This window comes from Methylomonas sp. TEB, from assembly GCF_047777895.1.
Taxonomy (GTDB): domain Bacteria; phylum Pseudomonadota; class Gammaproteobacteria; order Methylococcales; family Methylomonadaceae; genus Methylomonas.
The window spans coordinates 578154-590535 of sequence record NZ_CP180476.1 but is presented as its reverse complement, the minus strand read 5'-3'; the positions used below and the strand labels follow the sequence as shown (position 1 = coordinate 590535).

Below are 12382 nucleotides of genomic sequence, written 5' to 3'. Positions count from 1 at the left end.
CTGAGTGGCACAACTAAAAATAAAAGCCTCGTTTTCAGCGGGGCTTTTTTGTTTATACCGGTAGATTATGAGATTTGTTGACGAAGCGGAAATCCGCGTAGAAGCAGGCGACGGCGGCAATGGCAAGGCCTCATTTCGCCGCGAGAAATATATTCCCTTGGGCGGCCCGGACGGTGGTGACGGCGGTGACGGCGGTAGCGTTTACTTGGTCGCTACCGAAAACGCCAACACGCTAGTGGATTTTCGCTATCACTCGACACATCGCGCCCAACGCGGACAAAACGGCGGCAGCCGCGATTGCACCGGCAAGAAAGGCGACGACTGCTTCGTCCCGGTCCCACCCGGCACCATCGTTTACGAAGCCGACACGGGCGAAAAAATCGGCGATCTAACCAAACCCGGTCAGCAGCTATTAGTCGCCAAAGGTGGCTTCCACGGCCTCGGCAACACCCGCTTCAAGAGCAGCGTCAATCGCGCGCCCCAACAAACCAGCAAAGGCTCTGCAGGCGAGCACCGGATGTTGCGCCTGGAATTAATGGTCATCGCCGATGTTGGCTTGCTAGGCATGCCCAATGCCGGCAAATCCAGCCTGATTCGCACCGTCTCTTCCGCACGCCCCAAAGTCGCGGACTACCCATTCACAACCTTACACCCCAACCTGGGTGTCGTGCGTGTCGATGATTTACGCAGCTTCGTCATCGCCGATATCCCCGGCGTCATCGAAGGCGCCGCAGAAGGAGCGGGCCTTGGCTTGCAATTTTTAAAACATCTGTCCAGAACCGGCTTGTTGTTGCACATCGTAGACATTGCCCCCTACGAAAGCGACGAAACACCCGTCAGCGCCGCGCGTAAAATCATCCACGAAGTGGAAAAATGGAGCGACGATCTATCCAGCAAACCGCGCTGGCTGGTATTAAATAAGATCGACAATGTGCCTGACGACGAAGTCGAGCAACATTGCCAAGCCATCGTCGAAGAGCTCGATTGGACCGGCCCGGTATTCCTGATTTCCGCGTTAAAAAATCAAGGCACCCAAGCACTGATGTACGCCATCATGGACTTTCTCGACCAACAAAAGGCCGAGCAGGATCAGCAAGCACAGGAGCCTCGCCATGAGCCGTTCTGAGTTTTCGCAAGCCCAGCGCGTTGTCGTCAAAATCGGCAGCTCGTTGCTGACCGACGGCGGGCGCGGCCTCAATAAACAGGCCATCGCCGGCTGGGTCGCGCAAATGGCCGCCCTCAAACGCCAAGGCGTCGACGTGGTATTGGTATCGTCCGGCTCCGTTGCGGAAGGCATGTCCCGCTTAAAGCTAAAAACCCGCCCGAAAACTCTGCATGAATTGCAAGCCGCCGCATCAGTAGGGCAAATGGGCTTGGTCAGACGCTTTGAAGATGAATTTCAAATACACGGTCTGCTGGCCGCGCAAGTATTGCTGACCCATGACGACCTTTCAGACCGCCAGCGCTACCTGAATGCCCGCAGTACTTTACTCACACTGCTGGATTTCGGTGTCGTGCCGGTCATCAATGAGAACGATGCCGTCGCTACTGAAGAAATCCGCTTCGGCGACAACGATACCTTGGGCGCGTTGGTTGCCAATCTGGTAGAAGCCGATTTGTTGATCATTCTTACCGACCAAACCGGCTTATTCGACGCCAACCCTAGCTTGAATCCAAACGCTAGGCTGATTTCCAGTATTAGCGTTAACGAAAGCCTGCTTGACGACGTTGCTGGCGGCAGCATCAGCGGCCTGGGACGTGGCGGCATGTACACCAAAGTCCGGGCCGCCAGGCTGGCCGCGCGCTCTGGCGCAGCGACAGTGATCGTGTCCGGCAAAATTGACAACGTCATCCACGCGGTATTCGACGGCAATGACTTAGGTACTTATTTAATACCCAACATTGCACCACTGGCGGCGCGCAAACAATGGCTGGCCGGACAACTGCAGTTGAAAGGCAGCGTGGTATTGGACGATGGCGCGGTAAAAATCCTGAAAGATGCAGGCAAAAGCCTACTCGCGGTCGGCGTTAAAAGCGTACAAGGTTCGTTTAAACGTGGGGACCTGGTCTCTTGCCTGGATTTGCAAGGCACTGAAATCGCCCGCGGCTTAATCAATTACGGTGCGGACGACGCCAATAAAATCGCCGGCAAACCTAGCAGCGAATTCGAAAGTTTGCTGGGCTACGCCGACGAAGACGAACTTATCCATCGCGATAATTTAGTGTTGGTCTAAGGCTAGACGACTTCGCTACTAGCCAAGTCGTCTACGATCAATCTCAGGTATTCTGGATGACTATATTTGGAAACCTGCCACTGTAATCCCGCGCACGCATCGCCAGCTTGGCGGCCATTTTCCGGGCAATCGCTTTGTAGATTTGCGCCGGCCGGCCATCCGGGTCAGCCACCACTGTAGGCCTGCCGCTATCGGCGTACTCGCGAATCTGTATATCCAACGGCAAAGAGCCCAGTAAATCCAGCTTATTCTTGACCGCCATCGCCACGCCACCGCCTTGCCCGAAAATCGCCTCTTCATGCCCGCAATTGCTGCAAATATGCACACTCATATTTTCCACCAAGCCCAAAATCGGCACGTTAACCTTTTCGAACATCCCCAAGCCTCGCTGTGCGTCGATCAGGGCAATATCCTGCGGCGTCGTGACGATCACTGCGCCGCTGACCGGAATCTGTTGCGCCAGCGTTAGCTGAATGTCGCCAGTGCCGGGCGGCAGATCGATAATCAGATAATCCACATCCTGCCATTGCGTTTGATTCAACAATTGTTGCAATGCCCCGGTAACCATCGGGCCACGCCAGATCATCGGCTGATCCGGATCGATCAGATAACCGATCGAAATGGTCTGCACGCCAAACGAGATTTTCGGCAACATACTTTTGCCGTCGGGACTGTCGGGCTTACCGGACAAGCCCAGCATGGTCGGAATGCTGGGGCCATAAATATCGGCATCCAGAATACCGACATTAGCACCTTCGGCGGCCAACGCCAGAGCCAGATTAACGGATGTGGTCGATTTACCGACCCCGCCCTTGCCGGAGGCGACCGCAATAATATTTTTCACATTCGGCAAGGGCTTTAACGCTTTTTGTACCGAATGCGAAACGATATTGAAACTGACCGACACATCTAGTTTGCCCACACCAGGCAAAGTTTGCAGACGCTGAGTTACCGCTGCCTTTAACTCTTCAAGATAACTTTTAGCCGGATAACCCAACTCGATAACGACGCTGACATCATTGCCATCCACACTGATTTTCTTAACGGATTTTGCCGACACCAAATCGGTTTCCACATTTGGATCGATAAAGTGTTTAAGTAAATTTTCGACAGCCGTTTTGTCAATGCTCGCCATGCGGAACTCCGAAGTAAGGGGAAATAATAACCAAGTAAAATAGTGCGAATATGATAACACCTTAACAGGATGCCATTAAATCCGCGCCATTGTTAAAAAATAGTTTTCTCTTTAAGAATAATGCTTTATCGTAATGACTTAACTATTAGCCTTAATAGTTAATTCTTAATTAGGACTTAATGCCGCCTTAATCTGATTTTAATTTGGATCGCTTACCTTCAACCATCCGCTCCGTCACTACATGCGCCTATCATAAACATGTCAGCAGTCATTCAAAACCGTACTGTTTCACCGATACCGCTAGTCTTCGTTGTAGCAGTAGTCAGCGCCCTGCTTAGCGGCTGTCAAAGCATACCGTTGTTTTCCGACAACCAGCCGGAACACATCGTCTGGAACTCCAAACCGGACAGTATTGCCAGTCATGAGTTTAACCTGAGCAGCGGCCAAGGCATGGTCGGCACGCTAGCCAGTATCAGCAGCCGCGAAAACGATACGCTGTCCGACATCGGCCGTCATTACGGCTTGGGTTACAACGACATTACCATCGCCAATGCCAATCTTGATCCTTGGACCTTGCCTGCCGAGCAAACCGTGTTGCTGCCATTGCGTTTCGTACTCCCAGACGCCCCACGCAAAGGCATCGTGTTGAATCTGGCCAATATGCGCATGTTCTATTACCCCAAAAATCAAGCCAATACAGTACTGACTTATCCGGTCGGCATTGGCCGCCAAGGCTGGAACACGCCGTTAGGACAAACCCAAATTGTCGCAAAAAAGGCCAATCCGGACTGGACGGTGCCGGAATCGATTCACCGCGAACATCAGGCATTGGGCGACCCACTGCCGAAAGTGATACGTTCCGGCCCGGACAATCCCTTGGGCAGCTACGCCATGCCCTTGGGTTTCAGCGGCTATTTGATCCACGGCACCAACAAGCCTTACGGGATTGGCTTACAAGTCAGTCATGGCTGCGTACAGCTATATCCTGAAGATATAGAAGTCCTATTCAACAAAGTAGAAGTCGGCACCCCGGTTCGCATCGTCCACCAGCCGTACATGGCAACCTGGCAAGATGACATGCTTTATCTGGAAGCTCATCGCCCCTTAGACAAATGGGAAAAACAGCAAAAACAGCTGCAAAAAGATATTCGGAAAAAATTGCAACAGCTAGCCTCCGAAAAGCAAGCAACGGTTGACTGGAGCAAAGTCGAGCGGATTTTACAACGCGCCGACGGCGTCCCCACCCCGGTCTTGCCGAACAGTGCCGACCTACCCGAACTCACAGCCGATGCGGTGCAACTTGCCCACCCTGAACAATTCTTCGGCCAACCGGTCATCGACGAATTGAGCGACAGTGACTGGTCCATTCTGGCCGCCAGCTTCGAAAATGAGACCGACGCCCAAAAGCTGGCAGCCATGCTCAATCACCAAGGACCGCCGATTCCTGCGCGTAAAATTGCCAAAGATGGTAGCTTTCAAGTAGTTGCCGGACCGTTTAAGAATAAGAAAGAAGCCAAAACCGTAGCGCAACGCATCAAGCTGAATTTCGACATGGACGTTAAAGCCATCGATCCGAAGCAGGCTTCAAGAAACTGAGCGCAGCCAAGCCTTATTGCTGTTGCAACATGGACTGCCGCAACAGGGCAGATGCCTGTTCGGCCGGCACGGGTTTACTGAAAAAATACCCTTGTCCGTAATTGCACTGTTGTCCGCCCAAAAAATCCAACTGACTCTGGTCTTCGACGCCTTCGGCCACCAGCTCCAGCTTCAACTGGCCCGCCATGGCCGAAATAGCCGACACAATCGCTCTATCGTTGGCGTCGGTGCAAATATCCTTCACGAACGATTTATCGATTTTTAAGGTATCAAGCGGAAAACGCTTCAAATAACTGAGCGAAGAATAACCGGTACCGAAATCATCCACCGAAATCCGCACTCCCAGCTGCTTGATCTGACTCAGCGTGTCCAGCGTCGTATCCAGCTTATGCATCAAGATGCTTTCGGTAATCTCCAACTCCAGCAACTCCGGCGAAAGCTCGGTTTCTTTCAGCACATCCAACACCACATCCAGCAACTGGCGCTGATCTTGGAAGCGGTGAAACTGCCGCCCGGACAAATTGACCGCAATTCGAGTCGGCATACCGGCCAACTGCCAGGCCCGTGCCTGTTTGCATGCAGTTCGCAATACCCAAGCCCCAATTGGCACGATCAGCCCGGTTTCTTCAGCCAAGCCGATAAATTGATCCGGCATGACGATACCCATGGCGTGATTGTGCCAACGTATTAACGCCTCCATACCGATGATGCAACCGCTATCGATTTTCACCTGCGGCTGATAGTGCAATACAAGTTCGCCCAACTCCAAGGCCTGACGTAAATGATGCTCGAGCTTCAGATAATGCTGAGCAGCGCTGTTCATTTCCGGGGTAAAAAACTGATAATTATTTTTGCCCAACTTTTTGGCGTGATACAAAGCAGAGTCGGCCTGCGCCAGCAATTCGTCGAACGAAAGCGAGTTATCCGGATAAATACTGATACCAATACTGGCCCGTGAATAGATTTGATGCTGTTGAACCTGTAAAGGCTCGTTCAAGGCATGTAATATTTTGATGGCCACTTTGGCGGCATCCAGACTATCTGCAATATTGGGCAGCATAATAATAAACTCATCCCCGCCCATCCTGGAGGGCGTATCGCCTTCCCTCAAACAACCGGAAATTCGCTTGGCAACAGCTCTGAGTAATTCATCACCCACGGCATGCCCAAAGGTATCGTTGATCGCCTTGAAATTATCCAGATCGAGAAATAGAAACGCGATAATGCCTTGCCTGCGCTGCGCTTGCGTAATGAACTGCAAGGCTCTATCGGTTAACAAAGTCCGGTTCGGCAACTCGGTAAGCGCATCGAAATGGGCAATATAATCCAGGCGTTGCCGTGCGCGTTTCACTTCCTCAATTTCCCGGGCGTTATCGATTACCAAGGACAACGAATGCGCAAAACTCAACGCCAACTCTTCATCGTTCTTGGTAAATAGCTCACCACTGTATTTATCGCTGAGATAGATACGCCCATACACCCGACCTTGATGAGATATAGGCACCGCCAATAAGGATGTCATCTGCGGATGATGTGGTGGAAAGCCGGCGCTGCGCGGGTCCTTGCCCATATCCGCAAGCCTCAAGGAGACGTTTTCCTCAATGACTACCCCCAACAAGCCCCTCCCCTCAGGTAAATGACCTATTTGCTGAGCTTGCTCGTCGCTGATACCGGCATAAATAAACTCCGTCAACGCGCCGCCGTTGTCAACTATCCCAATAGCACCATAACGAGCATCCAACAAATTACAAAGCGCATCAATGCCGGCCTGCAATAACTCGGTTTCGATTGATGTATGGGCCAGCACCCCCAGCAAGCTGCGCGCAGCGTCGTTCAATGCGGCCAGACGCCCAACCCAAACCACCGTTTGCTCGTGGTTAGTTTCCGCCGCAATTTTAAGGCGCATAGTCTCTTTCAGCAGCAGTCGCTCACGGTTCAGTAGAACTTCCAAAATACTTTGCCGGGTAACCACGCCAACGAATTGACCTTTGTTGAGCACAGCCAAGGCTCCCAGCTGATTTTCATCCATCAGACATAGCGCTTTGCGGACGCCAAGCTTAGGAGCGACACTAAGCATAGGCCGATGCTCGACCAAATCTGCAAAAATCCAATTGGGATGTTTTGATATATCGTGATCGGTGGCCAAACCGCAAAACTCTTCCACCAGCGCTTCCCGAAAAACGGCAAAAACGATATTGCGCTCAACGCTGCAAGGCCGCTCCTCCTCCATAACCCGACGAACGTGCGGCCATAAACAATCGCCAACCGCCAGTTGTTTCATAACTTGGTATTTAGCTGAACGGAAATATCCATCTCCGCATGCAATATTTCATCGGCACTCATCAAGGGCTTTATCTGAGTCAACACGAAATCGATTAACGCAGCCTTGCTGATACGTTTTAGCAAGCTCTGTCTTACCAAAAGATCACTGATCACATCGTCATCAAACTCAATATGCTCAAACGGCGCTTTTACCAATAGTTCGATTGCCCGGCGCATGGCGATGCAGCCAATCGGAGACTCCTTGCCTAACACCAACATATCTTTTAACGGCGGAATAGCGTATTCGCCCAAGTTGGCAGAAATATGAATTTGATTTTGGCTGGCTTTGTACATGGTCTATTGGCCGAATTATCTGACAAATTGAAAGGTTAATTTAGCAGATTTTCAGTTTTGAGAATTATTTCAGTAGCAGCCAACGCTAGGTCAGAGACTTCACTTGCCGCTCGACCACGTGCTATGGAAATGAAGAAAGGAAGGACTTAAAAGTTACCGCTAAAATCATGCGCTTTAGCGACTATTTATCCGCAGCACCAAAGAAAGCACTCGGAAAGAGGGAATTTGCATTGCGTTTGCCGGCTTGCTTAATTAGACGACAGCTGTCAACCAAGCAAACCGGTAAACGCTATCCGGACAATCGAGGGGAGATTATCCGGTCACAAAACAGGCGGCAGTGACCGCCAAAAACAATTATCTCGGTTCAAACCAAACCGCTCAAAACCCTCTATCAAACCGACTCTTAAACTCCCTGGATTCGTCATTCCCGAGAAGGTCGCAACCGTTAAAGAATTCTCAGCGAATCCGGCATAGCCGCTGGGCTCCCGCCTTCGCGGGAGCGACGATATGTAAGAATTGGATTAATCATTTCGTAAAGTCTTGGCCGGCAAGTTGTCGAACCGAATAGGTTCAACGGGTATCAGTTGCCACCTTTGAAGGTAATTTCCAGCGCGTGCAAGGCATTAGCGCAATTAGCGCTGCCTTGAATAGCCGGATCATCGTGACAAGCTTGGTTTTGGGTACGCGCCTCTTTAATGTTGGCCACATACCAAGCGACGGTTTTGACATCCTCGCCAGCCGCTTCATTGGCATTAGTAACATTCAACGCCGTGGTCAAACCCAGCGCGGCAACAGCAGCGGCTATTATCATCATGTGTGCTTTTTTCATAAAAACTCCTTGGCTTCTCGATTATCGGGGGGGAACGATTAACGCCCATGCAAACCCGCATGAGCTGGCGATAATCTAGCAAAGAATCCTAACGTTTAAAATGTGGCCGATTGCCGCGCGACAATATGTCTCTACAGTGCGGCATATCACACAATTTTGCACAAATACCCCTAAATGCGGCTGACAAAAAGCGTTAATAACAAATGACCGCAAAACACAGCGGGACAGCCCAGGCAGGTTTGTTGGAGAAAAGACGGCGCAATAAGCCAAAGCCATTGCGCCCAGGGATTTATTTGATTTTGACCAGTTCCTTACCATTGCTGGAGAAACTGCAGATACCGGCTGCGAAATAAGTACATTCGTCCGATTGCTCCAGCTTGGCACCGTTAGGCGTCAGATGAATTTTCACTGAGCACGAGCGCGCTTCGCCCTCAATGTGCTTTTTCAAGACCAATTCGTTTTCACCAACACTTTTAGCCTCATCGGATACCGTTGCGGAACAGGCGTGCTTGCCGGCCTCATCGGGATTGGGTTCGAAATCCACATCCACCGTGGCGTTAATGTCTTTACCCAAGGTCGTAATCTTCAAATGCTGTACATGATTGCCGTCGCGCAACAGAAAATGATCGGTAGCCGCCCCGGCAGCACCGGAAGCCAGCATCGCGATGGCCAGAAACAACGTTTTTCTCATGATGTTACCTCTTCTTATTAGTTTAAGTGGTTCAAAAAGGGCTAAGGCCGATCCGACTTTAAGTATGCCATGCCGGACGGTATAGCGCTTAAGCTGGAGGCTTGGTTGGGATTGTACCTTACTGATCCCTATTACCAAACATCCCTAGCCCCCGCATCAGGGTAACGCGCCGGCAATCGGCAAACCGCTGCCCAAACCATGAAAGCCCTGGCGATTTATGCCATAATCCGCCCTCATTTTCCCAGGCTGTTTTAACCCCATGTCTAACCGAAAAATCCTTGTTACCAGCGCCTTACCGTATGCCAACGGCCCTATCCACTTGGGCCACCTTGTCGAATACATCCAAACCGACATCTGGGTGCGGTTCCAGAAACAACGCGGGCACAATTGCTACTACGTCTGCGCCGACGACACCCACGGCACGCCGATCATGCTACGCGCTGACAAGGAAGGCATTACCCCGGAACAACTGATCGCCGATGTGGAAAAACAACATCGCGCCGATTTCCAGGAATTTGGTGTTGCTTTCGATCATTACCACAGCACCCATTCGCCGGAAAACAAAGAATACTCGGCGCTGATCTACAAACGCCTGCGCGCCGGCGGCCATATCAGCCAACGCAGCATCACTCAGGCTTACGATCCGGTGAAAAATATGTTCCTACCGGACCGTTTCATCAAGGGCGAATGCCCGAAATGCGGCGCGGCCGACCAATACGGCGACAGCTGCGAAGCCTGCGGCGCCACCTATTCGCCCACCGAACTGAAAAACGCCGTCTCCGCCATTTCCGGTGAGCGCCCCATCGAAAAAGATTCCGAGCATTACTTTTTCGAACTCGGCCATTTCGCCGAGATGCTGCGCGATTGGACCACCGCAGGCCACTTGCAACCGGAAGTCAGCAACAAGATGGCGGAATGGCTGGAGAACGGCCTGCAGCAATGGGACATTTCCCGCGATGCGCCGTATTTCGGCTTCGAAATTCCGGACGCGCCAGGCAAGTATTTCTACGTTTGGCTGGATGCCCCGATCGGTTACATGGCCAGCTTCAAGCACTTCTGCGACCGCCAAGGCCTGGACTTCGACCAGTTTTGGCAAAAAGACAGCACCACCGAGCTGTACCATTTCATCGGCAAGGACATCATTTATTTCCATGCCCTGTTCTGGCCGGCCATGCTGCACGGCGCAGACTTTAGAACACCCAGCGCGATCTTCGCCCACGGCTTTTTAACCGTCAACGGCGAGAAAATGTCCAAATCGCGCGGCACCTTCATCAAGGCCCGCACCTACCTGGACCATCTCAATCCGGAATATCTGCGCTATTACTTCGCCGCAAAACTCAGCGCCGGCGTGGATGACATTGATTTAAACTTCGACGATTTCAGCCAGCGTGTCAATTCCGACTTGGTCGGCAAAGTGGTTAATATCGCCAGCCGTTGCAGCGGCTTCATCGCCAAGCGTTTCGACGGCCTGCTTTCGACGGAATGCGCCGAACCGGCACTATTCCAACAGTTTGTCGACGCCAACAGCACGATTGCCGATTTATACGAAAGTCGCGAGTTCGGCAAAGCGATGCGGGAAATCATGGCGCTGGCCGATAAAGCCAACCAATATATCGACGAGAAAAAACCCTGGCTAATCGCCAAGGAAGAAGGCAAAGACGCCGAATTGCATTCCGTGTGCAGCATGGGCGTGAATCTGTTTCGGATGCTGGTAGCTTATCTGCGCCCGGTGATTCCGACGCTGGCAAACAACGCCGAAAGCTTTTTGAACATTCCCACACAAAGCTGGCCGAGCGATGCCCAGCCGCTGGTCGGCCACAAAATCAACAGCTTCGTACCGTTGATGACCCGCGTAGAGCCGGACAAAATCGCCGCGATTGTAGAAGCCTCCAAAGAAAATCTGGAAAAGACGCCACCGGTTGTAGCCAAGCCAGGCAAACACGCTGCCGCCGTGGAAAACAATCCCGAGCAAGTAGCAAAAGCGATAGCCGAGCCGATTGCTGAAGCGATCGAAATCGAAGACTTTGCCAAAATTGATTTGCGCATCGGTCGCATCGTCAAAGCCGAATCGGTGGAAGGCGCGGAGAAACTGCTGCAACTCACTGTCGATCTGGGCGGCGAAACCCGCAATATCTTCGCCGGCATTAAATCGGCCTACGCCCCGGAAGAACTGGAAGGCAAATTGACCGTGGTAGTGGCCAATCTAAAGCCGCGCAAAATGCGCTTCGGCACCTCGGAGGGCATGGTGTTGGCGGCCGGACCCGGCGGCAAAGACATCTGGGTGCTGTCGCCGGACCAAGGCGCGCAACCGGGCATGCGGGTTAAATAAAGCAAGAGGCCGCAAGACAGCTTATTGGTCATGAGCGAGCAACACGAGGCATCTCTAGCCGTACAGATCGACGCGCTGCTACCGCAAACCCAGTGCCGCAAATGCGGTTACCAGGGATGCAGGCCGTATGCGCAAGCTATCGCCAACGGTGAAGCAGACATAAACCAGTGTCCGCCGGGCGGTGACCAGGGTGTCCGTCTACTGGCGGATTTCCTGAACGTCCCCGCCAAACCGTTGAATCCGGCGTTCGGTATGACGCAGCCTTTACAAGTGGCCGTAATCGACGAGGCAAATTGCATAGGCTGCACCAAATGCCTGCCGCCTTGCCCCACCGACGCCATTCTCGGTGCATCTAAGCAGATGCATACCGTCATCGCCACCTTATGCACCGGTTGCGAATTATGCATCGCCCCCTGCCCGGTCAACTGTATCAGCATGATCCCGGCAAACGCCGAATGGACCGCCGCTAATGCGGAGCAATCCAGACAGCGCCACCAAGCCAAAAACCGGCGCCAGGCCAAAGCGGAAGCGGAAAAGTCCGAACGGCTGAATCGGCAAAAACAACTGCTGGCGAAACTTAATAAAGGAAAAACCGCTGTTTAAGCCAGGATTGGCAATGACTTTAACGGCATTTAATCTTATAATGGCGCGCTTACCCGATTCGGCCCAGTGGCCGATACGTATCCTGAAAGGAAATCCTCTTAGGTTTTCAGGATTAAGGTAAAAAGCCTAAACCGCTTGACTGCAAATCACATAGCGCCCGTAGCTCAGCTGGATAGAGCGCAGCCCTCCGGAGGCTGAGGCCAGAGGTTCGAATCCTCTCGGGCGCGCCATTTGACATGTTTCCTACCTATCTTGACTCTGCGTACAATGTTGCCGAGAGGCCTTAAGTAGCAAATAGTCTTTTGCCATGTCCGGCAAACCCGCTTCCGAAACCCTGATCAAATGGGCA

The 12382-nt window shown here is 52.2% G+C and carries 10 protein-coding genes and 1 tRNA gene; 6 read left to right on the top strand and 5 right to left on the bottom strand.

Annotated features, from left to right (window positions below; all coding sequences use genetic code 11):
• Positions 1–67: 67 nt before the first annotated feature.
• Both cgtA and proB read left to right on the top strand, forming a co-directional pair.
• The gene (gene cgtA / locus ACMXD4_RS02680) at positions 68–1126 is read left to right on the top strand and encodes an Obg family GTPase CgtA (RefSeq protein ID WP_171696697.1); all 1059 of its coding nucleotides are present in this window, start codon (positions 68–70) and stop codon (positions 1124–1126) included.
• Positions 1113–2234, top strand: a complete 1122-nt coding sequence (gene proB / locus ACMXD4_RS02675) for a glutamate 5-kinase (RefSeq protein ID WP_171696698.1) — start codon at positions 1113–1115, stop codon at positions 2232–2234. The genes cgtA and proB overlap by 14 nt, the downstream gene beginning before the upstream one ends.
• Positions 2235–2277: 43 nt before the next feature.
• Here proB and apbC read toward each other — a convergent pair whose 3' ends face one another.
• Positions 2278–3369 carry an iron-sulfur cluster carrier protein ApbC gene (gene apbC, locus ACMXD4_RS02670; RefSeq protein ID WP_415879763.1) on the bottom strand — a complete coding sequence of 364 codons (1092 nt, stop codon included), beginning with the start codon at positions 3367–3369 and terminating at the stop codon, positions 2278–2280.
• A 258-nt stretch (positions 3370–3627) separates the two neighbouring features.
• Here apbC and ACMXD4_RS02665 point away from each other — a divergent pair, with 258 nt between their 5' ends.
• Complete coding sequence (locus ACMXD4_RS02665) at positions 3628–4965, top strand: L,D-transpeptidase family protein (protein WP_415879762.1); 1338 nt, start codon at positions 3628–3630, stop codon at positions 4963–4965.
• Between the two features lie 13 nt (positions 4966–4978).
• On the opposite strand, the gene ACMXD4_RS02660 is transcribed toward ACMXD4_RS02665, so the two are convergent.
• The 4 genes from ACMXD4_RS02660 to ACMXD4_RS02645 form a co-directional block, all read right to left on the bottom strand.
• The gene (locus tag ACMXD4_RS02660; protein WP_415879761.1) at positions 4979–7246 is read right to left on the bottom strand and encodes an EAL domain-containing protein; all 2268 of its coding nucleotides are present in this window, start codon (positions 7244–7246) and stop codon (positions 4979–4981) included.
• Positions 7243–7581 carry a hypothetical protein gene (locus ACMXD4_RS02655; RefSeq protein WP_033155833.1) on the bottom strand — a complete coding sequence of 113 codons (339 nt, stop codon included), beginning with the start codon at positions 7579–7581 and terminating at the stop codon, positions 7243–7245. The genes ACMXD4_RS02660 and ACMXD4_RS02655 overlap by 4 nt, the downstream gene beginning before the upstream one ends.
• A gap of 580 nt (positions 7582–8161) precedes the next feature.
• Entirely contained in the window at positions 8162–8410 is a 249-nt protein-coding gene (locus ACMXD4_RS02650) for a hypothetical protein (protein ID WP_033155832.1), read from the bottom strand.
• 289 nt (positions 8411–8699) lie between these two features.
• On the bottom strand, positions 8700–9101 hold the full coding sequence (locus ACMXD4_RS02645; RefSeq protein ID WP_415879760.1) for a hypothetical protein: 402 nt from the start codon (positions 9099–9101) through the stop codon (positions 8700–8702).
• 259 nt (positions 9102–9360) lie between these two features.
• On the opposite strand from ACMXD4_RS02645, the gene metG reads away from it, so the two are divergent.
• The 3 genes from metG (at position 9361) to ACMXD4_RS02630 (ending at position 12263) form a co-directional block, all read left to right on the top strand.
• A complete protein-coding gene (gene metG / locus ACMXD4_RS02640; RefSeq protein WP_415879759.1) occupies positions 9361–11430 on the top strand; it encodes a methionine--tRNA ligase in 2070 nt (689 codons plus the stop codon).
• A 30-nt stretch (positions 11431–11460) separates the two neighbouring features.
• Positions 11461–12033, top strand: coding sequence for an RnfABCDGE type electron transport complex subunit B (locus ACMXD4_RS02635; RefSeq protein WP_415879758.1), 573 nt, complete (start codon positions 11461–11463; stop codon positions 12031–12033).
• Between the two features lie 153 nt (positions 12034–12186).
• Positions 12187–12263: transfer RNA gene (locus ACMXD4_RS02630), tRNA-Arg, on the top strand.
• Positions 12264–12382 lie beyond the last annotated feature (119 nt).